The organism is Streptomyces iakyrus, assembly GCF_000717055.1.
GTDB classification, from domain to species: Bacteria; Actinomycetota; Actinomycetes; order Streptomycetales; family Streptomycetaceae; genus Streptomyces; species Streptomyces iakyrus.
On sequence record NZ_JNXI01000002.1, the window covers coordinates 105989 to 130215 of the forward strand.

16 protein-coding genes are annotated in these 24227 nt (G+C 73.6%); 12 read left to right on the plus strand and 4 right to left on the minus strand.

The window, feature by feature from the left end; genetic code table 11:
* Positions 1–176: 176 nt before the first annotated feature.
* Entirely contained in the window at positions 177–371 is a 195-nt protein-coding gene (locus tag OO68_RS47400; protein WP_051814340.1) for a tyrosine-type recombinase/integrase, read from the minus strand.
* A 100-nt stretch (positions 372–471) separates the two neighbouring features.
* On the opposite strand from OO68_RS47400, the gene OO68_RS47405 reads away from it, so the two are divergent.
* From OO68_RS47405 to OO68_RS03265, 7 genes are all read left to right on the plus strand, one after another.
* Positions 472–933 carry a hypothetical protein gene (locus OO68_RS47405; RefSeq protein WP_245236892.1) on the plus strand — a complete coding sequence of 154 codons (462 nt, stop codon included), beginning with the start codon at positions 472–474 and terminating at the stop codon, positions 931–933.
* A gap of 286 nt (positions 934–1219) precedes the next feature.
* A complete protein-coding gene (locus OO68_RS03240; RefSeq protein WP_033306562.1) occupies positions 1220–8083 on the plus strand; it encodes a type I polyketide synthase in 6864 nt (2287 codons plus the stop codon).
* An 8-nt stretch (positions 8084–8091) separates the two neighbouring features.
* The gene (locus OO68_RS03245; protein ID WP_063739291.1) at positions 8092–12762 is read left to right on the plus strand and encodes a type I polyketide synthase; all 4671 of its coding nucleotides are present in this window, start codon (positions 8092–8094) and stop codon (positions 12760–12762) included.
* Entirely contained in the window at positions 12759–13058 is a 300-nt protein-coding gene (locus OO68_RS03250; RefSeq protein WP_033306563.1) for an acyl carrier protein, read from the plus strand. Before OO68_RS03245 ends, OO68_RS03250 begins: the two co-directional genes overlap by 4 nt.
* Positions 13055–13864, plus strand: coding sequence for an alpha/beta fold hydrolase (locus tag OO68_RS03255; RefSeq protein WP_033306564.1), 810 nt, complete (start codon positions 13055–13057; stop codon positions 13862–13864). The genes OO68_RS03250 and OO68_RS03255 overlap by 4 nt, the downstream gene beginning before the upstream one ends.
* A complete protein-coding gene (locus tag OO68_RS03260) occupies positions 13861–15045 on the plus strand; it encodes a glycosyltransferase (protein WP_033306565.1) in 1185 nt (394 codons plus the stop codon). The genes OO68_RS03255 and OO68_RS03260 overlap by 4 nt, the downstream gene beginning before the upstream one ends.
* A 59-nt stretch (positions 15046–15104) precedes the next feature.
* On the plus strand, positions 15105–16211 hold the full coding sequence (locus OO68_RS03265) for a class I SAM-dependent methyltransferase (RefSeq protein WP_051814342.1): 1107 nt from the start codon (positions 15105–15107) through the stop codon (positions 16209–16211).
* Positions 16212–16493: 282 nt separating this feature from the next.
* Here the strand turns inward: OO68_RS03265 and OO68_RS46130 are convergent, their stop codons facing one another.
* The gene (locus OO68_RS46130) at positions 16494–16718 is read right to left on the minus strand and encodes a hypothetical protein (RefSeq protein ID WP_157852668.1); all 225 of its coding nucleotides are present in this window, start codon (positions 16716–16718) and stop codon (positions 16494–16496) included.
* 745 nt (positions 16719–17463) lie between these two features.
* Between OO68_RS46130 and OO68_RS03270 the strand changes: the two genes are divergently transcribed.
* Together OO68_RS03270 and OO68_RS03275 are read left to right on the plus strand one after the other, a co-directional pair.
* Positions 17464–18948: a PP2C family protein-serine/threonine phosphatase gene (locus OO68_RS03270; RefSeq protein ID WP_051814344.1), complete on the plus strand. Its 1485-nt coding sequence runs from the start codon at positions 17464–17466 to the stop codon at positions 18946–18948.
* Entirely contained in the window at positions 18948–19439 is a 492-nt protein-coding gene (locus OO68_RS03275) for an STAS domain-containing protein (RefSeq protein ID WP_051814346.1), read from the plus strand. The genes OO68_RS03270 and OO68_RS03275 overlap by 1 nt, the downstream gene beginning before the upstream one ends.
* A gap of 376 nt (positions 19440–19815) precedes the next feature.
* Here the strand turns inward: OO68_RS03275 and OO68_RS03280 are convergent, their stop codons facing one another.
* Positions 19816–20115, minus strand: coding sequence for a CorA family divalent cation transporter (locus OO68_RS03280; RefSeq protein WP_033306566.1), 300 nt, complete (start codon positions 20113–20115; stop codon positions 19816–19818).
* A 210-nt stretch (positions 20116–20325) separates the two neighbouring features.
* On the opposite strand from OO68_RS03280, the gene OO68_RS42945 reads away from it, so the two are divergent.
* Together OO68_RS42945 and OO68_RS42075 are read left to right on the plus strand one after the other, a co-directional pair.
* Positions 20326–21021, plus strand: coding sequence for a hypothetical protein (locus OO68_RS42945; protein WP_051814347.1), 696 nt, complete (start codon positions 20326–20328; stop codon positions 21019–21021).
* Positions 20973–23339: a hypothetical protein gene (locus tag OO68_RS42075; RefSeq protein ID WP_051814348.1), complete on the plus strand. Its 2367-nt coding sequence runs from the start codon at positions 20973–20975 to the stop codon at positions 23337–23339. Before OO68_RS42945 ends, OO68_RS42075 begins: the two co-directional genes overlap by 49 nt.
* A 33-nt stretch (positions 23340–23372) precedes the next feature.
* Here OO68_RS42075 and OO68_RS45240 read toward each other — a convergent pair whose 3' ends face one another.
* Positions 23373–23528: a hypothetical protein gene (locus OO68_RS45240; RefSeq protein WP_093436216.1), complete on the minus strand. Its 156-nt coding sequence runs from the start codon at positions 23526–23528 to the stop codon at positions 23373–23375.
* Positions 23529–23879: 351 nt separating this feature from the next.
* Between OO68_RS45240 and OO68_RS48415 the strand changes: the two genes are divergently transcribed.
* Positions 23880–24116, plus strand: coding sequence for a CobW C-terminal domain-containing protein (locus tag OO68_RS48415; RefSeq protein ID WP_329503649.1), 237 nt, complete (start codon positions 23880–23882; stop codon positions 24114–24116).
* Positions 24117–24227 lie beyond the last annotated feature (111 nt).

Sequence of the window (24227 nt, forward strand, 5' to 3'; positions counted from 1 at the left end):
CGCTTGGAGTTGGCGGATCGCGTAGGCTCTGCCGCGCTGGAGTGGGAGGAGGTCCTTCCCGGCCGCAGAGCAGCCTCGACGGTGGCGTCCAGGACGCGTCGCAGGGAGCGGGTGCGGAAGCCGGAGGAGACGCAGGTGTAGATCGCGGTGGTGGAGACGTGGTCGTGGCCGACCTGCTACTGGACGAACAGCGGGTCGTGGCCGTCCTCGATCAGGTGGGTGATGTAGGACCTGCGCAGCGAGTGGGACTCCAGCGCGGGGTCCAGGCCGCCGGCGTCCCGATAGGCGGCGAAACGGGAGTCCAAGCGTTGGACCCCGATCCGTGCGCCTCGCTCGGAGGGCCAGAGGGCCCGGCTGGTCGAATGCCGCATCCCGGGCCGCACCTCGGTGATCCATTCCTCGATCGTGCCGGGTGGTCCAGACGGTCAGCACGCTGCGGCGCTTGGGCGGCGAGCCCTTCGTGGCCTTGCCGTGGCGGACCAGCAGGGTGCCGTACTCGCCGAGCTCCCGGCCGTCCGGATTGCGGCCGAAGTCGGTGAGGTCCAGCATCCGGTTTTCGTTTCGGCGCAGGCCGTAGGCGTACGCGGTCTTGAACAAAGCGGCATCCCGCAATGCTGGCAGCCAGCCCTTGCGGCCCTTGCCGCGAGCGCGAAAGACTTCCTCGTCAGCATGGTCGAAGAACGCTTCCAGCTCGGGCCTGGTGAAGGCCCGGCATTCTGGCTCACCCTCGGCTTCATCGGCGTACGCAGCGGCATTCCAGGCGTAGACCACCTGGACTGGGTGGGTCCCGAAGAGCCGCAGGCACTCGTCGCCCCAGCCATAGGCGGGGTTGGTCAGGAAGTCGCAGAACTGCCGTACCGAGCCCTGGTAGTTGCGCAGGGTGGAGCGGACACAGCCGTGCACGGCCCGCAGATCGGCCGCCGATATGACTGACCGCCGCAAGGACCCCAACGCCCCCGCACCGGCGGTGATCTCCGAAAAGGTGCTGTCGGCGGGTGGCGGAACTCGCGGCGCTGCTGGTCGTCCCGGAGGGTGCCCGGTGCGGCGACCGGGTCCGGCTCCTTGCGGTTCCTGTTCACCGATCGGTGTCGGGGGTGCAGCCAGATAACTGACTACCCATTAGTATCTGACAGGTCATCAGCTCCAGAGCGAGCGGCGTGCGCCGAATCCGCTCGTCCCGATCGCACACCCCCTCGATCGCACAGAGGAGCCTCCCCCCATGACGCACACCGTTATCGGCGTCAGCCCGTTGGGTGCACCGGACCCCCGCCTCGTCGCCGCCGTCTGCCGGGCCGGTGGGTCCGGTGTCCTCGACCTCGGCCCGGTCGCGCGCGCCGCCCGCGAGGCCCTGACCCTCCTGCGGCAGTGGGCGCCCGGCCGCCACGGCGTGCGGGTCCCCGCCGACTGTGCACTGCGCCCCGAAGAGCTGTGGGTCCCGGCGCCCGCCGGAACGCGGCGCACCGCGGACCCGGCCGCCGCCGGACCGTGCACCGTGCTCCTCGCCCCCGACGCGCCCTGGACCGTCGCCGAGGTCCGGGCCGCCGCCCGCGCCGCCGCCGCGGACCCCGCCGTGCTCGCCGAGGTCCGCGGCCCCGACGAGGCCGTCCGGGCCGTGGCCGACGGTGTCACCGGGCTCGTTTTGCGCGGCGAGGAGTCCGGCGGCCCCTGCGGCGAACACTCCACCTTCGTGCTGCTCCAGCGCGTACTCGGCGCCGTACCGGCCGATCTGCCGGTGTGGGCCTGCGGCGGCATCGGGCCGCACACCGCGGCCGCCGCCGTGCTCGCGGGCGCCCGCGGAGTCGTACTGGACACTCAGCTCGCACTGCTCGACGAGGCCGGTACGGCACCCGCGGCCGCCGGTCTGCTGCGCGCCGCCGACGGCACCGAGACCGTCGTCGTCGACGGCTGCCGAGTGCTCGACCGGAGCCGCCCCGGCCTCCCGGCCGCCCTGCGCGACCGGCCCCTGCCGCTGGGCCAGGACGCCTTTCTCGCCGCCCGGTTCGCCGAGCGGTACGGCACCGTGGACCGCGCCCTCGCCGCCGTCACGGAGGGCATCGACGCCGCCGTGGCCGACGACGGCGCCGTGCTGCGCGGCGGCTCGCCGATGTGCCGGGCGCTCGGCACCGCCCTGCCGGTCGTCCAGGGCCCGATGACCCGGGTCAGCGACCAGGCGCGGTTCGCGGCGGCCGTCGCGGACGGCGGCGGACTGCCGTTCGTCGCGCTCGCCCTGGCCGGGCCCGAGCAGACCCGCACCCTGCTCGAGCAGACCAGGTCCGCGCTCGGCGACCGCTCCTGGGGCGTCGGCATCCTCGGCTTCGTTCCGGAAGAGATACGTACCGCCCAACTGGAGGCCGTCCGTGAGCTGCGCCCCAGCCACGCCGTCATCGCGGGCGGCCGTCCCTCCCAGGCGGCCGCTCTGGAGGCCGAGGGCATCCGTACCTTTCTGCACGTGCCGTCGCCCGGGCTGCTCGGCCAGTTCCTGGCGGCCGGCGTCCGGCGCTTCGTCTTCGAGGGCGCCGAGTGCGGCGGGCACATCGGGCCGCGCAACAGCTTCCCGCTCTGGGAGGCGCAACTGGCCGTCCTGGAGGACTTCCTCGACGCGGCGGCCGACGACGGTCACGCCGATGGCGGTGACGCCGCCGACCCACAGGACGTACAGGTGCTGTTCGCGGGCGGCATCCACGACGAGCGCTCCGCCGCCATGGTCGCCGCGCTCGCCGCCCCGCTCACCACCCGCGGTGCCGTCGTCGGCGTTCTGATGGGCACCGGCTACCTCTTCACCGAGGAGGCCGTCGAGTGCGGCGCCATCGGGCCACTGTTCCAGCGCGCGGCCCTGGACGCCAGGTCGACCACCCTCCTGCACACCGCGCCCGGCCACGCCACCCGCTGCCTGCCCAGCGCGTTCAGCGACACGTACCAGGAGGTCAAGGACGAGCTGCGGACTCAGGGGATACCCGAGCGGCAGGTCTGGCAGGAGCTGGAGCGGCTCAACGTCGGCCGCCTGCGCATCGCCAGCAAGGGCGTCGAGCGGGTCGGCGACGAGCTGGTCGACGTCGACGAGGAGCGCCAGCGCGAAGCGGGCATGTTCATGGCCGGCGAGGTCGCCGTGCTCCGCTCCGCCGTCACCACCGTCGCCGCCCTGCACCACGCGGTCACCGACGGGGCAGCCGACTTCTACGGGCGCCGCACCGCCGAACTCGCCGCGGACGTCCGCCACGCGGGCGGTACGGTACCCGCACGCAACCCGGCCCCCGCTCCCGAACCGTTCGACATCGCCGTCGTCGGCATGGCCGGCATGTTCCCCGGCGCCGCCGACCTGCCCGCCTACTGGGCCCAGGTGCTCGCCGGCACCGACGCGATCACCGAGGTCCCGGACACCCGCTGGGATCCCGCGCTGCACTTCGGCGCGGACGCCGAGGCGGACGACGTGTCCGCGTCCAAGTGGGGCGGTTTCCTGCCTCCGATCCCCTTCGATCCGCTGGCCTACGGAATCCCGCCCGCCTCCCTGGCCGCCATCGAACCCGTCCAGCTCCTCGCCCTGGAGGCGGCCAGGCGGGCACTCGCCGACGCCGGGCTCGACCGCCGGACCTTCCCGCGCGAGCGCACCTGCGTCGTCTTCGGTGCCGAGGCGGGCAGCGACATCTCCGGCGCCGCGACGCTGCGCAGCGTCCTGCCCTCGTACGTCGGCCGTCTTCCCGAGGACCTGGAGGAGCAGCTCCCGAAGCTCACCGAGGACTCCTTCCCCGGCATGCTCGCCAACGTCATCGCCGGCCGGATCGCCAACCGGCTCGACCTCGGCGGCGCCAACTACACCGTCGACGCCGCCTGCGCCTCCTCCCTGGCCGCCGTCGACGCCGCCTGCAAGGAACTGGCCTGCGGTGCCGCCGACGTGGCCCTGTGCGGCGGCGCCGACCTGCACAACGGCATCAACGACTACCTGCTCTTCTCCTCCGTGCACGCGCTGTCTCCCACCGGCCGCTGCCGCACGTTCGACGCGGCCGCCGACGGCATCGCACTCGGCGAGGGCGTCGCCTGTCTCGTACTCAAGCGCCGCGCCGACGCCGAGCGGGACGGCGACCGGATCTACGCCGTCATCGAGGGCGTCGGCAGCGCCAGCGACGGCCGCTCCCTCGGCCTGACCGCGCCGCGCCCCGAGGGCCAGCGCGCCGCCCTGGAACGCGCCTACGCGCAGGCCCGCGTCTCGCCCGCCGAGGTCGGCCTGATCGAGGCCCACGGCACCGGGACCGTCGTCGGCGACCGCACCGAACTCAGCACGCTCACCCGGCTGTTCGAGGAGGCCGGGGCCGCGCCCGGCGGCTGCGTCGTGGGCTCCGTCAAGTCCCAGATCGGGCACACCAAGTGCGCCGCCGGTCTCGCCGGACTGATCAAGACAGCGCTCGCCCTGCATACCGGGGTGCGCCCGCCCACCCTGCATATCGACGTGCCCAACCCCGTCTGGACCGGCCCCGACAGTCCATTCGTCTTCCACAGCGAGGCCCGGCCCTGGGCCGAGCCCGCCGCCCGCCGCGTCGCCGGGGTGAGCGCCTTCGGATTCGGCGGCACCAACTTCCACGTGGTGCTGCGGGCCCACGCCGACGCCGGAGCGCCGCCGCGCCAGAGCCACGACGTCTGGCCCGCCGAGCTGTTCGTCTTCCGCACCCGCGCGGCGGCCGAGGAACTCGCCGGCCTCGCGGCGAGCGGTCACTGGCGGCTGCGGGACCTGGCGCATACCGCCGCACAGCGCGCGGAGACCGGCCCGGGCCCGCTCCTCGGTGCCGTGGTCGCCGAGTCCGTCACCGAACTCCCGCACCTGATACGGAACCTACTCGACGGCACGCCCGGGAGAAGCGGAGTGTTCCCGGCCACAGGCGCCCCCGCCGCGGCGGCCGACGGCGACGGTGGCAAGGTGGCGTTCCTCTTCCCCGGCCAGGGCAGCCAGCGCCCCGGCATGTTCGCCGAGCTGTTCACCGCCTTCCCCGAACTCGGCCGGCACCTGTACCACGCCCCGGCCGCCGCCCTCTTCCCGCCCGCAGCCTTCGACGCCGCCGAACGCGCCGCACAGGTCGCCCGGCTCACCGACACCCGCCACTCCCAGCCCGCGCTCGGGGCGGTCGGCCTCGCCGCGTACGACACCCTCACCGCGGTCGGTGTCCGCCCGGACATGGCCGCAGGGCACTCCTACGGCGAACTCGTCGCGCTCTGCGCCGCGGGCGCCCTCGACTCCGACAAGCTCGGTGACCTCAGCCGGGAGCGGGCCGAGGCGATCCTCGCCGCGATCGGTGCACAGGGGTCCGATCCCGGCACCATGGCCGCCGCAGTGGCCTCCGCCGAGCAGGTGACCCGGGTGCTCGCCGGGGCAGGTCTGGCCGAGCGGGTCGTCGTCGCCAACCACAACGCGCCCGCGCAGAGCGTGCTATCGGGCCCGAGGGACGCCGTCGCCGAAGCTGTCGACGCGCTCACCGCCGCCGGGTTCTCCGTCCGCCCGCTGCCCGTCGCCTGCGCCTTCCACAGCCCGCTGGTCGCCGGGGCCGTGTCCCGCTTCGCCGAGATCCTGACGGCGTACTCCGTGCGCGGCCCCGAGTTCCCGGTCTGGGCCAATCTCACCGGCACCCGCTACGCCGGGAACCCCGCCCGGGTACGGGCCGGCCTCGCCGAGCAGATCGCCGCCCCCGTCCGTTTCGCCGACCAGATCGAGGCGATGTACGACGCCGGGGCGCGGATCTTCGTCGAGTGCGGGCCCGGCACGGTGCTCACCGGTCTGGTCGGCCAGATCCTCGGTGACCGGCCGCACGTCGCCGTCCCGTTCGAACCCCGCCCCGACGCGGGCCTGCGCGGCCACCTCGAGGCCCTGGCCCGGCTCGCCGCGGCCGGTGTCCCGGTGGCGCCCGCACGGCTCTTCAGCGGACGCGACACGGCACTCGCCGACCCGGCCGCCGTGCCGGAGCGGCCCGGCTGGACGGTCGACGGCCACCTCGTACGCACGGCGGACGGCCGGCCGGTGCCGGGAGCGCTGCGCCCGGCCCGGCGCATCTCGGGCATCCCGCGGGCCGGAGAGCGGACCAGTGAGGCGACGACGATGGGCGAACGGGAAGAACTGCTCCGGGAGTTCCTGCGCAACAGCCGGGAGATGCTGGCCGCACAACGGGACGTGCTCCTCGGCTACCTCGGGGCTCCGCCCGCGCCACAGGCGGCTTCGCCGGCCCCCGAACCCCTTCCGGCCCCGGCTCCGGCCGCTCTCGCTGCGGCTCCGGCCCCCGCTCCCGCTCGGGTGGGGGTGGATGTGCTGGCCGAGGTGCTGGCGGTGATCGCGGAACGTACGGGATATCCGGTGGAGATGGTGGGGGCGGAGTCGGATCTGGAGGCGGATCTGAGTGTGGATTCGATCAAGCGGACGGAGATCGCCGGGGAGCTGGGGCGGCGGCTGCTGGGCTCGGGTGCGGATCTGCGGTCGTTGCCGGACGCGGACCTGGAGGAGCTGACCCGGGAGCGCACCGCCGCCGGGATCGCCGACTGGCTGAGGGCCCGCGCGAAGGCGCTCGCCGACCCGGACCCGGCACCCGCCCTCGCCAACTCCGCCCCCGTCGCCGAGGAGTCCCCCGCCCCGCTCACCGGCCGGGCTCCCCACCGCTATCTGCTGCGGCCGGCCCCGCTCGACCCGGCGCCCGTGCCCGGCGCCGAAGGCGCGGCACAGCTGCGCGGGAAGCGGTTCCTGATCGTCGCGGACGACACGCCACTCGCACGGGCACTCGTCACCCGGCTCACCGCACTCGGCGCGCTCGCCGCCCGTGGCGGCCCGGACACCGCACAGCTCGCCGGGCACACCGGCCCGGTCGACGGAGTGCTGCACCTGGGCGCTCTCGCGGGTGCGGAACAGCAACTGCTGCCCGCCAAGCTCACCGTGCTCCAGGAACTGCTGCTGCGCGGCCCGCGCCGGCTGCTCTGCCCCCGCCTCCCCGACGACACCAGCGGCCTCGACGGCTTCGTGCGCACCGCGGCCCGCGAATACCCCGACACCGTGGTCCGCGCCGTGGAGCTCGACCCCGACGAGCCCGCCACCGAGCAGGCCGAGGCGCTCGTCGGGGAACTGCTGGCGCCCGACCGGGAACCCGTCGTGCTGCGCACCTGTGGGCTCCGCCGCGCCCCGGTACCGTACGAGAGCCCTCTGGGCCCGCCCGTCTCCTCCGGCGCCGGGCCCGCCTCCTCCGGCGCCGCCGCTGCCGCGGCACTCGGGCTCGGCCCGGAGTCGGTCGTCGTCCTCGCGGGCGGCGCGCGCGGCATCACAGCCCGGTTCACCCTCGCCCTTGCCGCCGCCGCACGCTGCCGGGTCGAACTGCTCGGGCGTACGCCGCTCGACGACGGCACGGGCGGGCACCACGAGCCGGCCCACGCCACCGACCTGCCCGCGCTGCGTGCGGCGCTCGCCGCCCGGGGCGGTCTGAGCACCATCGAGATCGAGCGCGAAGCGGGCCGCGTCCTGGCCCGCCGCGAGATCGCCGCGACCCTGGCCGAGGTACACGACGCGGGCGGCCGGGCCAGGTACCGGGCACTCGACCTGCGGGACGCGGAGGCCGTGCAGCAGGCGGTCAAGGAGACGTACGCGACGTACGGCCGGATCGACGGGGTCGTACACGCCGCCGGAGTGATCGAGGACCGACTGCTCGCCGAGAAGGACCCCGTCTCCTTCGAACGGGTCTACGGCACCAAGGTGGACGGCGCCCGCGCACTGCTCTCGGCTCTCCGGCGCCTTCCCCGACTGCCCGCCTTCACCGTCATGTTCGGCTCCGTCGCGGCGGTGTACGGCAACCGCGGCCAGGCCGACTACGCCGCCGCCAACGACGCACTCGCCCGCCTCGGCCGCCTCTGGCGAGCCGGTACCGGCAGCCGTACCGTCACCGTGCACTGGGGCCCGTGGGCGCCGGCCGGGGCGCACGGCGGCATGGTCGGCCCTGAGCTGGGCCGGGAGTACGCGCGCCGCGGCATCAAGCTGATCGACCCGGAGGAGGGCGTGCTCGCGCTGCTGCGGGAGCTGGCCTGGGGCGAGCCGGAGACCGACGAGGTCGTCCTGACGGCGTCGGGCCGGTGAACCCCACGATGCGACCGACCGCCCCGCGGCACCGGCAGCCCGTCGCCATCGTCGGCATGGCGGTGACCCTGCCCGGCGCCTGTGACCTGGCCGCGTACTGGCACAACCTCGTCACCGGCGCTGACGCCATCTCCGACGTGCCCAAGGCCCGCTGGGACGCGGACACCTACTACGACCCGGACGGACGGCGCGGCCTCGACGGCGTCTACTGCCGCCGCGGCGGCTTCGTCGACGGGCTCGACGCGCTCGCCGCCTTCGACCCGACCGTCTTCGGACTCATGCCGGACTCCGTGCCCGGCACCGAACCCGACCAGCTGATCGCACTGCGCACCGCCGCGGCCGCGCTCGCCGACGCGGGGGAGGCAGCACTGCCCGAAGACCGCTCCCGGGTGGGTGTCGTGCTCGGCCGCGGCGGTTATCTGAGCGACGGGCTCGCCCGACTCGACCAGCGGGTGCGTACGTCCGCCCAACTGGTGCGCACCCTGCACGAGTTACTGCCCGAGCTGGACGGCGAGCGGCTGGACGCGGTACGGATGGCGTTCACGGCAGCGCTGGGCGGGGAGCAGAGCCCCGAGTCGGTGATCGGCCTCGTACCCAACTTCGCGGCGTCCCGGGTCGCCAACCGGCTCGATCTGCGTGGCCCCGCCTACACCGTGGACGCGGCCTGCGCCTCCTCGCTCGTCGCACTCGACCAGGCCGTCGGCACGCTCGCCTCGGGCAGCTGCGACGTGATGCTCGCGGGCGGCGTACACCACTGCCACGACATCACACTCTGGTCCGTCTTCAGCCGGCTGCGGGCGCTGTCGCCGTCCCAGCGGATCCGCCCGTTCCACCGGGACGCGGACGGCGTGCTGATGGGCGAGGGCACCGGCGTGGTCGTACTCAAACGGCTCGCGGACGCACGGCGCGACGGCGACCGGATCTACGCCGTCGTCCGCGGCGTCGGCGTGGCCGGCGACGGCCGGGCCGGCTCCCTGGTCAACCCGGACCCCGGCGGCCAGGCCCGCGCCGTCCGGCTCGCCTGGGCGGCGGCGGGGCTCGCCCCGGCGGCACCGGGGTCGCTCGGCCTCCTGGAGGCGCACGGCACCGGAACCCCCGGCGGCGACCGGGCCGAACTGGCCGCGCTGGCCGAGGTGTTCGGGCCGCCGGACCCGGACGCCGGGCCCGACGCCGTGATCGGCTCCGTGAAGTCGATGATCGGCCACACGATGCCGGCGGCGGGTGTGGCGGGCCTCGTCAAGGCGGCCCTGGCGGTGCACCACGGCATGCTCCTGCCGACCCTGCACTGCGACGACCCGCACCCGGCGCTCCGCGTCACCCGCTTCGCTCCGGCCCAGCAGGCCCGGACCTGGGACGGGGACGTCCGACGTGCCGCGGTCAGCGCCTTCGGCTTCGGCGGGATCAACGCCCACGTCGTCCTGGAGTCGGTACCGGAGCCCGTGCCTGCCCCCGCATGGGCGCCTGCCCCGGCGTCGGCTCCCGCACCGGCATCGGCCCCGGCCGTCGCGCCTGCGGCCCCGGCACCCGGCGGCCCGGGCGCGGGGCCTGCGGCCTGCGCGGACCGTGCCGAAGTGGCCGAGCCGCCCCGGCTGTTGCGGCTCGCCGCCGCGACCCCACAGGACCTCGCCGAACTGCTCGACGCCGACGACACCGAGCTGCGCGCGGCCGCCGCGGAGGGCGGAGCGAGGGGAGCCGGGGGCGCCCGTGTCGCCGTCCTGGACCCCACCGACCGCCGCCTCGCCCTGGCCCGCAAGGCAGTCGCCCGCGCCCGGGCATGGGGCGGCCGGAGCGACGTCTGGTGCGTGCCGCGGCCGGTGCTCGGCACGGGCGGCGGGAAGATCGCCTTCCTCTGCCCAGGGCTGGAGGCCGAGTTCGAGCCGCGGGCCGAGGACGTCGCCCGCCACTTCGGCCTGCCGGCGCCGCACTGGCCGGACGCCCGCGTGGGCGACGTCGCCCGGCACGGTGCGGCCGTCGTCGGCCTCGGCCGGCTGCTCGCCGGAGCGCTCGCCCGGATCGGCGTCCGGCCGGACGCGCTGGCCGGGCACAGCGTGGGGGAATGGACGGCGATGGCGGTCGGCGGGATGTACGCGGACGCCGAGGTCGACGCCTTCCTGCGGGACTTCGACCCGGCCACGCTGCGCGTCCCAGGGCTCGCCTTCGCCGCGTTCGGCACCGGTGCGGACCAGGTGGACGCCGAGCTCGCGGCGTACCCGGACGTCGTCGTCTCGCACGACAACGCGCCCCACCAGACCGTCGTCTGCGGGCCTCACGACCAGGTCGAGGCGCTCACCGGGCGGCTGCGCGGCGCGGGAGTGCTCGGTCGGCTGCTGCCCTTCGAGTCCGGCTTCCACACGCCGATGCTCGCCCCGTACCTCACCTCCATCGAGAAGGCCGCGCGCGGCTTCACGCTGCACCCGCCCCGGGTGCCCGTCTGGTCCGCCACGACCGCCGCGCCCTTCCCGGCCGACGAGGCCGCGGCGCGCGCGCTCTTCCTGCGCCACCTGCTCGAACCGGTCCGCTTCCGGCAGCTCACCACGGCCCTGTACGACGCCGGGTTCCGGGCCTTCGTCCAGCTGGGCCAGGGCCAGCTGCCGGCTCTCGTGGACGACACCCTCACCAGCCGCGCGTGCCTGACGCTCAGCGCCAACACGCCCCGGCACAGCGGACTTTCGCAGCTGTACCGGGTGGCGGCCGGACTCTGGTCGCACGGTGCCGAGCCGGACTTCGCGGCGCTGCGGGCGGGGGCCACGCCTCGGTCGACGGCGGCGCCCGCCCGTACGGCGGAGACCGACCCTACGGCGCAGACCGTCCGTACGGCCGCGGAGAGCCCGCGAGCCGTCCCCGCCCCCGCCCCCGCCCCCGTCACCGTCCCCCTCACCCTCGGCTCCGGGCTCGTCTCGCTCGACGCCGCCACCCGGGACCGGCTCCGCAGCACCCTGCGCGCGGCACCCGCACCCGGGATGGACCGGCTCGCCGCCGTGGCCGCGCGGAGCCCCGTGGCGGCCGAACTGCGCTCGCTGCTCGGCGAGACGGCGGACACGGCAGCGGAACTGGCGGAACTGTTCTCCGCGGCAGCGGCCCCGCGCCGCACCGCGCCCGCGGCGCCGCCCCCCGAGCCCTCGGCGACCGGGGAGGTGCCGCCGCCTGCCGCCACCCCCCGCGCCATCACCCTGCGCATCGCACTCGACACCATGCCGTACCTCGCCGACCACTGCTTCTTCCGACAGCCCGCGCACTGGCCCGAGATCGCCGACCGCTGGCCCGTGGTGCCCGCCACCACCCTGGTGCAGCACATGATCGACGCCGTGCCCGGCCCGGGGAGGGCCGTGGCCGTGCACGACGCCCGGTTCCTGCAGTGGACCGTCGCCGCCCCGCCCACCGAGGCCACGGTCACGGCCCGGCCCGAGGGAGAGGGTCGGTTCGCCGTGGAGTTCGGGCGCTTCGCCCGCGCCACGGTCGAGACCGCCCACGGGCACGGCACCGCGCCCCGCCCACGGCCGTGGCGGACGGACGCCCCGGAGAGCCGTCCGGCTGTGTCCGCGCGGCAGATGTACGACGACCGCTGGATGTTCCACGGGCCGCGGTTTCGCGGCGTCACCGAGATCTGCGCGCTCGGCGAGCGGCACGTCCGCGGGGTCCTGACCGCCCCGTCCGCGCCCGGCGCGCTCCTCGACAACGTCGGTCAGCTGCTCGGCTACTGGCTGATGGCCACGCATCCCGACCGCACCATCGTCTTCCCGACGGGCGTCGACGAGATCCGTTTCCACAGCCCGCCCCCGCAACAGGGCACCGCACTCGACTGCCACATCAGGGTCACCACCGTGACGGACACCGCCGTGGTGGCTGACGCGCAGCTCGCCCGCGACGGCGAGGTCTGGGCCGAGATCCGCGGCTGGCGGGACCGGCGCTTCGACTCGCCGCCCGAGGTCGATCCGGTCAAACGATGGCCCGAGCACAACACTCTGTCGGAAACCCAGGAGGGCGGCTGGCAGCTGGTCTTCGAACGCTGGCCCGACCCCGCATCCCGCGAGATCTACATGCGCAGCCAGCTCGCGGGCCCTGAGCGCGAGCAGTACGCCGGGCACCCCCCGCGCGGCCGACGCCCGTGGCTGCTCGGCCGTATCGCCGCCAAGGACGCCGTACGCCGCCACCTGTGGGCGCACGGCGCGGGCCCCGTCTTCCCCGCCGAGATACGGGTCGCCAACGACCCTGGCGGCAGACCGCGCCCCGAGGGCGTACACGGCAGAGAACTCCCGCCTCTGGAACTGTCGCTGGCGCACTGCCGGGAGGCCGCCGTCGCACTCGTCCGCCCCGCCGCCGACAGCCCTGGCACCGGCACCGGCATCGACATCGAGGAGATCGTCGAGCGCCCCGAAACGGCCTACGACGCCATCCTGGCCCCGGACGAGCGGACGCTCTTCACCGGGCTCGGCGGCGGCCCCGGCCCGCTGACCCGCTTCTGGGCCGCCAAGGAGGCCGCGGCCAAGGCCGAGGGCACCGGACTGGGCGGCCGGCCGCGGGACTTCACGGCGGTCGAGGCCGAAGTCGGCGCCCGTGCCCTCACGGTCCGGGCGCCCTCCGGCCGACTGCGGCGCATCCGGCTCGCCGATGTGACCAACCCGCCGGGGCTGCCCACCCGTACCTACGCCGTCGCCTGGACCGAGGAGAGCCCGTCATGACCAGCCCCGCCACCACCGGCCCCGCGTACGCCGCCGTCCTCGCCGAGATCACCGACGCGCTGCACACGGTCCTCGACGACCTCGAACTGGACGACACCCCGATCACCTCCGACACCCGCTTCGTGGAGGACCTCGACCTGGAGTCCATCGACCTGGTCACGCTCACCGCCGAGCTGGGCGGGCGCTACGACGACCGGGTCGACTTCCCCGCCTGGTTCGCCTCGCTCGAACTCTCCGACATCATCGGACTGACCGTCGGACAACTCGTCCAGTACATCGCGGGGTGCCTGCGGTGACCACGATCGAGGCGGGCGGGATCCGGCTGAACGTGGAGCGGCTGAGCGGCGCACCCACCCCTAAACCGGGCCCGCCCCAGACGGTCGTTCTCGTGCACGGCATCGCCACCGACAATCTGACCAGCTACTACTTCACCATCGCGCCCGCGCTCGCGGCGGCCGGACACGACGTCGTGATGTACGACCAGCGCGGCCACGGCCGCAGCTCCCGCCCGCCGCGCGGCTACGGCGTCGAGGACTTCAGCGGCGACCTGGACGCGCTCCTGGACGCCCTCGCCCTGGAAGGGCCCGTCCACCTGGTCGGCAACTCGTTCGGCGGCACCGTCGCCCTCGCCTACGCGCTGCGCCGCCCGGAGCGGGTCGCCGGCATCCTGATGCTCGAGTCCGAGCCGCCGACCGCCGCCTGGGCCAAGAAGATGAGCACCATCCTGGCCGGCTCCGCCCACCAGCTCCACGACAAGCGCACCCTGCCGTGGATCGAGGAGACCTACGGCCGCCACGAGGCCCGCCTGGTGCGCTGGGCCACCCGGCTGCTGCACGGCACCTCCATCGCCGAGGACATCGCATCCTGCCCCGTCCCCGCCGAGGCGTCCTGGCAGAGCCTGCACGTGCCGGTCTGCGCGGTGTACGGCGCCACCTCCGACCTGGCCGACACGGCGCCCTGGCTGGAATCGCTGCTGCCCCGCTGCCGCACCGTGACGGTGCCCGGGCACGGGCACTCCGTGCTCGTCGGCACCCCCGAGACGGTCGTCCCGCTGCTGCTCGACTGGCTACGGGACGGCCACCGGGAGCTGGTCGTGACGTGAGCCGCTTTCTGTTCGTCGTGCCGCCCCTGGTCGGGCACGTCAACCCGGCGGTCAGCGTGGCCGCCGAGCTGACCAGATGCGGGCACCGGGCCGCCTGGGCCGGACTGCCCGGGTTCGTCGGGGAACTGGCCGGGCCCGACGCCGAGGTGTACCCGTGCGACGTGCCCACGCTCCCGGAACGTCCGGCTGCCCTGCGCGGTGCCGCAGCCTTGCGCTTCCTGTGGGAGGAGTTCCTCGTGCCGCTCGCCGGGGCGATGGCCCCCGGTGTGCGCCGCGCGGTCGAGGGGTTCCGGCCCGATGTCGTCGTCGCCGACCAGCAGGCCCTCGCCGGTGCCCTCGTCGCCGAGCGCCTCGGGGTGCCGTACGCCACCGCGTCGACCACCCCGGCGGAGTTCAGCGACGCCCTGGACGGCATGCCGAAGGTGGCTCGGTGGACCGCCGGGCTCGTCGCGGAGCTGCGCGCCCGCCTCGGCGACCCGGGGCGCACCCACGATCCGCGCTTCTCCCCCGACCTGGTGCTCTCCTTCACCACCCCCGAACTCGCGGGCCCGGGCCCTCAGCTGCCGCAGCTGCGGTACGTCGGTCCGGCGTTCACCGGGCGCCCGGCCGCCGACTTCCCCTGGGAGTGGCTCGACGAGCACCGGGCCACCGTCCTGGTCTCACTCGGCACTGCCAACACCGGCCTGGGGGCGCGTTTCCTCGCCGAGTGCGCGGCCGCCGTGCGGGAGCGCGGGCGGCGGCTGCAGGCAGTAGTCGCCGACCCCGGAGGGGTGCTCGACCAAGAGTCCGACGCCGACCTCCTGGCGCTGCCCCGGATCCCCCAACTGCCGCTCCTGCGACGGGCGTCAGCGATGGTCAGCCACGCCGGGCAGAACACCGTCGCCGAGTGCCTGTGGCACGGCGTACCGCTGGTGGTCGCGCCCATCCGGGACGACCAGCCACTGATCGCCGGCCAGGTCACCGGCGCCGGCGCCGGGGTGCGGGTGCGCTTCGGGCGCGCCGACCGCCGACGGATCGGTGCCGCCCTCGACGCCGTACTCGACGGGCCCGCCTACCGCGCGGCGGCCCGGCGCGTCGGGGACTCCTTCCGTGCGGCGGGCGGGGCGGCTGCCGCGGCGGCGTACCTGGAGAAGTTCGCGGCACAGAAGCCACGGGAGCCGCAGGAGTCACGGGAGCGGTGAGCGACCGACCGGCAGGGCGACCGCCGTGCCGAAGAGTGGAACGAGAGGAGACCACGGACATGGCCACCACGAACCAGCCCCCCGACACACCCGCCCCACCGCCCCCTGCTTCCGACGCCGAACGCGTCGCCCGCCTGCGCCCCGCGTACCAGGCAGAGCTGGCCGACGGCATCGCCCGGTTCTTCGAGCCGCGCCGCGCCGACTGCCCCTGGTGCGGCGCGCGGCAGCTGCGTCGCCGCCTGCGCACCAAGGACCACCTGCAGCGAAAGCCCGGCACCTTCACCCTGGACCAGTGCCGCGACTGCGGACACACGTTCCAGAACCCGCAGCTCAGCGCGGCCGGACTGGACTTCTACTACCGGGACTTCTACGACGGCCTGTACGCCGAGAAGATCGGCGGCGCCCTGGACAGCGACGCCGCGAGGGAACGCAACCACGAGCGGGCCGCGGCCATGCGGCGGCACGCCCGGCCGAAGCGCTGGCTCGACGTCGGCACGGCGGGCGGTGACTTCTGCCTGGCGGCCAGGGAAGCGCTGCCCGGCACCACCTTCGACGGGCTCGACATCGGCGCCCATGTGCTCGGGGCGCAGCAGTCGGGGCGCATCGAGCGGGCGTACCAGGGCTTTCTGCCCGACCTCGCGGACGAACTCGCCGGCCAGTACGACGCGGTGAGCATGTTCCACTGCCTGGAGCACACCACGGACCCGCAGGCCCAACTGGCCGCGGTTCACACCGTGCTCCGCCCCGGCGGCCACCTGATCATCGAGGTACCCAACCCGGAGTCGCCCTTCGGCCGCCTCTTCGGCCGGTACTGGCTGCCGTGGTTCCAGCCTCAGCACCAGCACTTCGTGACCATGAGGAACCTGCGCCGGGCCCTCATCGAGCTGGGCTTCACGGTGGTGGCGACGGACCGCGAGGAGTCCCATATCCCCGTGGACTTCACCGCGCTCGTAGGGTTGTACGTGCTGCGGCTGCTGCCGTTCCGCGACGAGCCCTGGCTGCCCGAGCCCCCGGGCCGTCTCGGCGCCGCGGTCACCAAGACGGTCTTCTGGGCGGGCATACCGTTCTGCTTCCCGATGTACGCCCTGGACCGGCTCCTCGCCCCGCTGATCCGCCGCAGCCGCTTCTCCAACGCCTTCCGGGTGATCGCCCGCCGCGAGGAGTGACCAGCCCAGCACGAGCTGGGACTGGAGAAGATGAAAGTCCGCGACGGTCAGCCGGCGGGGCAGGGAGACCCCGAGCAACTTCTCACCGCCTCGACACTCGCCCAGATCTGGCAACCGATGTGAGGCGACGGCCCCACTGCCACAGGTCCGGCCCGGCCCATGGCTCTCGCACGTCGACGAGCCCCCGCCGACGAGAGCCAAGGCACCCTTCGAGCGCTCTCGCGCAGCCCCGCACGGAGTCGGTTCACCGAAGCAGTGGCTACCCGTAAATCCTGGTGGGCGCTAGCGGGCCGCCTGAACCGCGTGGCGTACTGGCAGGGAGATCCGCAGCAGGATCGTGGTGTACAAGGCCAGCGCGGCGGCGGTGAGGGCGACGGCGGTGAGGGCGACGGCGGCGAGCTTCGCCGTCAGCATCGGCAGCCGGGATACCCGGCGAGCAGCAGGACCTGCCTGCGGCCGTACGCCTTGGAGGACGGACTCCCCCTCGTCGTCAGCGCGGAAACCCATGCCGATGCCTCGCGCCTGTATTTCGCCGGCTACACCAATCCCCTCACCGGGGTTCTCCGCCAGGCGGGCATCGAGGCGCGCGCCATCGCCCACGCGGTCCGCCGTGAGAAGGCCCGACCGACCCTTCCCGCCCCTCGGGGGCATGCTCCGAGCTGACGGAGTTTCGGAAGTCCGACCCTTCAGCGCTTGTCCCCTGCAGGGCGATTGGACGCCGCGGTGACAAGCATGGATGTTACGGCGGAGAGCAGCGCAGGCGCATGGATGGGGTGACCGCGTTCGATCCAGGCCGTCCCGCGGCGGACCGACGGCCTGATCTGCACCAGCACCTCATGGGAAACTACTGGACGATGGCGTGATGGGCCAGGACGACCGACCCTGGTGCGCCGGTAGGCCAGCGCCGGAGGGCCCGAGCCAACCGGTGGAGGGCTGCGGCGGGCCGTGGATCCATGGGGCGAGAAATGCTCGACAGGCCCTTATGAAGACATGCTCGGTCAGGTCTGACCAGCGACGCACCGCCCCTCGCCAGCGGTCGACACAGTGTGATCAGGGCACAGCGGTCAGCACTCACAGAAGTCAGGCCAAAGCACCCGTGGGACTCCCACAGACACCGACCTGGCACATCGCACGGCAGACCGCGCCCGGGGGCCCGGCCGACGACGGCATTGGCGTTCGGGTGTGTGGTCGATTTAGGCTGCGTCGGTTCGTGCCGTTCACGGCGGCAGCCCATCGACGGAGAGGAAAGCCGATGATGCAGCATGCGTCGGCCACCGACCCGGCTCCCGGGCGCCGCCCCGAGCTGGTCTCCGACCCGGATGCGGAGGCGGCCCGGATTGCGGCGGTGCGCCGCTACGACATTCTCGACACACCGCCAGACGGGGCGTTCGACCGGGTGGCGGCGATGGCTGCCCGCCTCTTCGACGTGCCGGTGGCGACCGTCACGATCGTGGACACCGACCGTATCTGGTTCAAGGCCGCCCACGGCCTGGAGGGTGTCGCGGAGATCGGCCGTGATCCGGGCCTGTGCGGCTCGGCGATCCTCCGCGATGACACGATGGTCATCCCCGACACCCTCAAAGACCCCGTCGCGGTGGACAATCCGCTGGTCGCCGGAGAGATGGGCGTACGCTTCTACGCCGCCGCACCGATCACCACCCCCGACGGGCACCGGCTGGGCACGGTCAACGTCCTCGACACCCGGCCCCGCTCGATCACCGAGGAGGACACCGCCACTCTTGCCGATCTCGCCGCGATCGTGCTGGACGAGATGGAGCTGCGGCTGTCGGCGCTGCGTGCCCTGCGCGAGGAGCAGGCCCGCCGTGAGGCGGAGAGGCGGCATGCCGAGGCGGAACGGGCGCGGGCCGAGGCGGAGCGGGCGGCGCGGGAGAAGGCGGAGCAGGACAAGGCCGCCATCGCCGCGTTCGCCTCCACCCTCCAGCGCACCCTGCTGCCCCCGGCCCTTCCCGTGGTGCCGGGCCTGGAACTGGCCTGCCACTACCGCACCGCCTCCGCCCACGACGTGGGCGGCGACTTCTACGACGTCTTCCCCCTCGACGGCGGCCGGTGGGCGTTCGTCCTCGGTGACGTGTGCGGCAAAGGACCCGAGGCGGCGACCGTCACCGCCCTGGCCCGCCACACCCTGCGCACCGCGGCCCAGATCAACGCCGACCCCGTCACCGTGCTGAGCGCGCTCAACACCATGCTGCTCACCGACGTCACCGCCGGCCGCCGCTTCTGCACCGTCCTCTTCGGCCTCCTGGAGCCCCGGGAGGACGGCGGCTTCACCGTCACCGTCGCCACCGGCGGCCACCCGCCGGCCTACCACGTGCGCCCCGACGACAGCGGCGGAGTCTGGGTGCGGGCCGTACATCCCAAGGGCGGCATGCTCGTCGGCGCCTTTCCCCAGGCGCCCTTCGCCCAGACCACGTTCTCGCTGACGGCCGGGGAAAGCCTGTTCCTCTACACCGACGGGCTGATCGAAGCCCGCACCACCGAGGGTGCCATGCTCGGTGACGACGGACTGACCGGCTTCCTCCACCAGCGCACCGGGCCCGTCACCGCCACCTCCCTGGTCGAGGACAGCATCACCCTGCTGGCCTCGCTGCCCGACGGAGCCGGCGACGACGTGGCTCTGCTGGCCCTGTCCGTCCCCCACCCTCACACCACACCCGACGGCAGTGTCGCTGCCACCGCCCGCACCGCCGCCGCGCCCGAACACTTCGGCCAGGAGTGATGACCGACGTGACCGACACGCTGCAGCTGACCGTCCAGCACCCCCGTCCCGGCCTCGCGATCGCCACCGTCGCCGGAGACGTGGACACGCGCACCGCGGACACCCTGCGCCACGAAGCCTCGGGAATCATCGAGCAGGGCTCTCCGAATCTGGTTCTGGACCTGTCACAGGTCGGCTTTTGCGACTCCGCCGGTCTGAGCGCGCTCATCGGCCTCTGGCACGCCGCCCAGGCGGCGGGCGGTGCACTCCGACTCGCCGACGTCCCCGACCGCCTGATGCGGATGCTGGTCCTCACCGGTGTCGACGCAGTCCTGCCGGTCCATGCGACCACCGCCGAAGCAGTCACCACCATGGCCGACGTCCCGTCCACCAGTGCCGGCGAGCACGGCTCGATCATCCGCGTTTCCGCAGGTGGCGGGACCGGTGAGCCGACCGGGGTGGAGCCCATTGCCTGCGACAGCGCGTACGACCCCTCTGTCGACCTGAGCTGATCGCTCGCGATCTGTCGACGTGCTGCTGACGAAAGACGCGGGATGGCGAGTCATGGTGCCGCCTTATCCCGGCATCCGCTGCCTGCCGGGCCTATTCGGCGTGAGGGCGCTCGATGGCCAGGGCGGCCGTGTCGGGCGGGACTGCGCGTCCATCACGGCGCACCGATCAGTCCAGCGCCAGGTGCATCCGCACGATCAGGCCCTACGGCCGCCGCCTGCTGGCACCCGACGTCCTCGACGTGCTGACGGGCGCCTGGGGTGCCCGGCACATAACCGGTGCGGAGCGCCTGCTGGAGTACTCCACCCGCAGCTCCACGGGCGTGTGCCAGCGGGCCCCGCCCCGGTCCGTGACCAGGTGCCCCGAAGCACCAGGCCGTCAGCGGCAACTGCTCGAAGGCGAAGCCGAGAGCTGGGGGAGGTCGGCAATGTCCTGGAAGTAGACGGCCAACACCCTGTCCACGCCGGGGACGCGGCGTCCGGCGAGGTCGCGCGGCGGCGCGACGGTGCGCCGGAGCTCGACGAGTTCGCGTTTGAGCTGGTAGGTGCGGCCGACGGCATGGCCTGCGTCCAAGGAGAAAGCGTCGTTCGCGACCTCGTCGGCATCGGCCTCCAGCGCGGTGACGACATCGAGGTACTGATCGACGACCGTGTCGGCGATGGCGTGCAGGACGCCCATGCGCGAGACGTGCCATGACTCGCACCTCTCAAATGATCGAGTCCCTACCGAACCCGGAACGGTTCATCCACCGACTGGTGGAGTTGCTGACCGAGCCTGCACAGACCGCCACAGAGCCCGTACAGACAGCCACACAGCCTGCCGCACGACGACCCCCGCCCCGCCGAAATCCGCAGGCGCCACCCCCGCCCGCCAGGCAGAATCGCCCTCATGTCCCAGCGCGTCGAGCACCTGCTCGCAGCCGTCGACCTGCTCTCCTACCCGCACCGCATGCGTGAGCTGGCCTCCGCTGCCCGGTGCGCCGCGGCAGAGGGGGCGGTCGACGAGCTTGTGACGGGGCTCGCCGCCCGCCATCCCGCTCTGCTGCTCGCCGAGATGGAGCGGCAGCTCGACACCCTCCCCGCCGTCGTACGGGACGGCTGGCTGGCGTCCCACGCGGACGCACTCGCGCTCCTCGCCGAACGGGATCCGCTCGGCGTGCTGGCTGTGCTCGAGCGTTACGAGACGCTGCCGATGCCCGTGGACCGCAAGCTGCACCTCCTGGTCGAGGCGGATCCCGGCCGGACGGTGCGGCTGCTGCTACGCCCGAAGCTGCGGCCCCGGCTGAACAGCGGCCACCTCGAACCCGCCGTGTTGCGCCGCCTCGTCCGCCACGCCCCGGCGGAACTCACCGACTCGCCTGCGCCTGGAACGACAACGCAGCCGCTCTCGCCCGGCTGCTGGCCTGCCTGCCGCCCTCCCGCCGCGGCGCCCTGTTCGACGCGGCGATGGAGGGCAAAGGCCTCGCCCACGCGGACCCCAGCCCCGCCCTGCTCGACGTACTGCCGTACGAGCGGCGCACTGCCGAGGCTCGGCGGATGGCGACGCTGGCCCGCAGCAGGGGCGCGCACTGGACGCAGATACTGACGGCAGCCGCCTATCTGCCGCCGGACGAGGTCCGTGACGACCTGCTCACCGCCGTCCGCCGCTCCGCCGCGGACGACCGCGCCACGGCGTACCCACTGCTCGTCCGCAACGCAGCACGCTCCCGCGACCCACGGGAAGTGAGCCGGTTGCTGCGTGCGCTGCTGCGGCTGCGCAATGAACAGGACCCGGTCCGCAGCGCCGCCCTCTCCGCACTGGCGGAGGTGCGCCCTTCGCTGTTCGCGGAGGACGCCGCCGAGGACCTCGGACGAATCGCCATCGACGCCGTCGAAGCCCGCGACTCCTCCTGGAGCACCCGTCACGCGCTCAGCACGCTCGCCCTGTCCGTGCTGCGCGAGCACGCCGTCACCGGTGGCACGCGGCTCGTCGGCTGGGCCCTCGACACCCTCACCCGGCTGTCCGGCCACACCGGAGGCGCGAACGTCGGCCGCCTCGACATCGTGCTGCGGCGCGGCCAGGAGTACGAGGTGCTGGCGGCGCTACGGCCGTGGCTGGAAGCCGCCACCGACAAGGCCGACTACTCGCTCGTCTTCGCACTCGTACGGGCACTCGGGCGGCGCGCGTGGGGGATGGCCGAACTCCAGGAGTACCTGTGGCAGGCCGTCCAGTTCGGAGACGACGCGTCCGTCCGCACCGCCGTCGACCTCTGGCTGGAGCAGCCGACGGGGCGCGACGAGCGGGTGGAGCGGATCGTGCGGTTGGAGCCGTCCGCCGCCGTCCTGCCGTCCGTTCTGAGAGTCCTGACGGGGCAGCGTACGGACCTACTCGACCTGTTGCTGGCGGACACCCCACCGTACGGCCGCTTCCTGACCGCCCGCAGCCACTGGACGCCACCCACCTACCAGGCCCACCGCTGGGTGCCGCGCCAGCAGCGGGCGGCGGCGGAGCTGCTCGCGCGCACGGCGGGCGACGCGGGGCAACCGGTGCATGTGCGCGTCCAGGCCCTCTCGGCGGCGGCAGTGATCCCGGAGGCGGGCCTGGAAGTCGTCCGCCGCTACACGGGATCGTCGAACGTCCCGCTGGCGGAGGCGGCCCTCGGCGCACTGCCGTGGACCGACCGCCCCGACGAGGTGCTGCCGCTGCTGCTGGAGCACGCGGGCGGCGACCGCGCCCGGGTCGCGATCTACGCGGCGACGCGGGCCGCGCAGTACGTCGCGCCGCCGCGGCTCGCCACAGACCTCCGCAGGCTGCTCACGCCGAAGAACCCGCGGACGGTGAAGGTCACAGGCCGCAAGGAGGCGGTGCGCCTCGCGGCGACGATGCTGCCTCCGGCGCAGGCGGCGCCGCTGCTGCGGGAGGCGTTCGAGCTGCCGGGGCAGTACCACGACGTGCAGTCGGTGTGCGTCGCGTTTGCCCAGGGGATGCTGGCGGAGCCGGCCAGCTGGCCCGTGCTGGAGTCGGCCGCGCAGGGACGCACGGAGCTCCGCCAGACGCTGGCACGGGCGGCCGTGGCCGAGGTAGACGAGGAGCATCGGGCCAGGTACGCAGGGCTACTGCATCGCGCCTGCGAGCCGCTCGAACCGGGAACGGCTGCGGCGCTGTTCCCGGCATTGGCGGAATGGGCGCCGTGGCAGCCGGAGATCGCCGAGATGCTGGTGGCCGCCACCACGGCCCTTGCCGATCGGGCGGTGTGGGCGATGGCCGGGCAGGAGCTGGTGGAGCTCGCGGCGGACGACGACGGCCCGTACCTTCGGGCCCTGCGGGCGATGCTGGAAGCCACAGGAGGCCCGGACCAGCCCGACGCCGAGCCCGAACGCGACCAGCCGGCCCGGCAGCGGGTTACGACCCTGCTGCACCACCTCCTGCTCCACCACCGCTACCGGGGCGGGGGCCGGCCGACGGCGGACGTGCTGCTGCGCGCCGCCGACACCGCTGCAGGGCACGAGGATTTCGCGCGCTCCGTCGCCGAACTCCGGCTGTATGCCCTCGAACTGAACAAGGACGCCACCGCGCTGTCGTCGGGCCTGCGCCGATTGGCTGCCGACTGCGAAGGACGTCCGCTGCTCGCCCGGGACATCGCCGAAGGGATCAGCTCGCGGCTCAGCACGATCAGCGGCCCCCCGCCAGACGCCTGGTTGGAGACCGCCCGCACGCTGGGTGCGGAACCGGGCCTGGCCCAGGGCCTGTTCGCCATCAGGCTCACCGTCTCCGGCGGCAGCCGCTCTCGGTGGACGGAGCCGTGGCGCGGCCAGCTCCGCACCCTGCGCCAGCACGCACATCCCGACGTCCGCGCGTCGGCACGCGAGACGGTCACGGCACGGGAGGCGCCGCCGTCGGTCCCAGGGACGGTCCAGTGGTGACCCGGGGCAGAGAGTTGGTGAGGCGCCCTGACCTCAGAAGAAGTGCTTGCGTCCACCGACCGCGCGACCGGTCGCACCCAGGATCCACAGGATGGCGCCAACCAGAATGAGGATGCCACCGATCGTCGTCAGCAGACCCATGCCGACAAGCATGCCGATGATCAGCAGAATAAGCCCAAGAATGATCATTTTAAACCCCATCGTCCATTCCGGCTCAGGCGCGTGTGCGTATGAGCTTCACAAGGGCCTGAGTTCGTCCCTTGGTGGGTAGATCCCGACCAGCTCCGAATGCCAGGACCTCGGTGCGATAGCCCTTGTGCCCCGCGACACGGTGTTCACGCCCTCCTTCGAAGCTTCGTTCAGTACGCCATCCCCTCGACCGTCCTCTGCTCCGGAAGGTCCTTCTACCCAGGACCGGTTTGGACGTTGGTGACGGAGACACCGGGCAGCGGCGCCTGCGGACAGGTCCTCAGGTCCAAGGGCTTCTTCACCCTCACCAGCCGGCCCTGGGTGACGGGACTGTGACCGCAGGCCGGTTCGGTGGCTCGCTTCGAGCCTTCCTCTGCTCGTGACACCGCCAGCCCTTATGCGCAGGAACTCGTCTTCATCGGCACCCAGATGGACGCGGAGGTGCTGCGGGCCGACCAGAACGGCTGCCTCATAGAGGAAGTCGTAGCTCTGCCCGCTTCCGATCACTTCCCTGCCTGGGACACCTACGGCTCCTGCGAGAACTGCGCGCATGAGCACGACCCCCTCACCACGGTGACGAGGCACTGAAACTCCGGGTCGGTCGGTGGTCGCAACCATGGCGGAGCTTCAATGGTCACTGACACGAGACTTTTCTGGCGCCAACCCCGCCCTGCCTCCCCGCGGGGTTCCGTCGTCTCA

What these genes read in the sequence shown, in the direction of transcription:
- OO68_RS47400 (WP_051814340.1), bottom strand. Translation starts at nt 371, where the DNA reads ATGCGGCATTCGACCAGCCGGGCCCTCTGGCCCTCCGAGCGAGGCGCA.
- OO68_RS03240 (WP_033306562.1), top strand. Translation starts at nt 1,220, where the DNA reads ATGACGCACACCGTTATCGGCGTCAGCCCGTTGGGTGCACCGGACCCC.
- OO68_RS03245 (WP_063739291.1), top strand. Translation starts at nt 8,092, where the DNA reads ATGCGACCGACCGCCCCGCGGCACCGGCAGCCCGTCGCCATCGTCGGC.
- OO68_RS03250 (WP_033306563.1), top strand. Translation starts at nt 12,759, where the DNA reads ATGACCAGCCCCGCCACCACCGGCCCCGCGTACGCCGCCGTCCTCGCC.
- OO68_RS03265 (WP_051814342.1), top strand. Translation starts at nt 15,105, where the DNA reads ATGGCCACCACGAACCAGCCCCCCGACACACCCGCCCCACCGCCCCCT.
- OO68_RS46130 (WP_157852668.1), bottom strand. Translation starts at nt 16,718, where the DNA reads ATGGGTTTCCGCGCTGACGACGAGGGGGAGTCCGTCCTCCAAGGCGTA.
- OO68_RS03270 (WP_051814344.1), top strand. Translation starts at nt 17,464, where the DNA reads ATGATGCAGCATGCGTCGGCCACCGACCCGGCTCCCGGGCGCCGCCCC.
- OO68_RS03275 (WP_051814346.1), top strand. Translation starts at nt 18,948, where the DNA reads ATGACCGACGTGACCGACACGCTGCAGCTGACCGTCCAGCACCCCCGT.
- OO68_RS03280 (WP_033306566.1), bottom strand. Translation starts at nt 20,115, where the DNA reads ATGGGCGTCCTGCACGCCATCGCCGACACGGTCGTCGATCAGTACCTC.
- OO68_RS42945 (WP_051814347.1), top strand. Translation starts at nt 20,326, where the DNA reads ATGTCCCAGCGCGTCGAGCACCTGCTCGCAGCCGTCGACCTGCTCTCC.
- OO68_RS42075 (WP_051814348.1), top strand. Translation starts at nt 20,973, where the DNA reads ATGGCGACGCTGGCCCGCAGCAGGGGCGCGCACTGGACGCAGATACTG.
- OO68_RS45240 (WP_093436216.1), bottom strand. Translation starts at nt 23,528, where the DNA reads ATGATCATTCTTGGGCTTATTCTGCTGATCATCGGCATGCTTGTCGGC.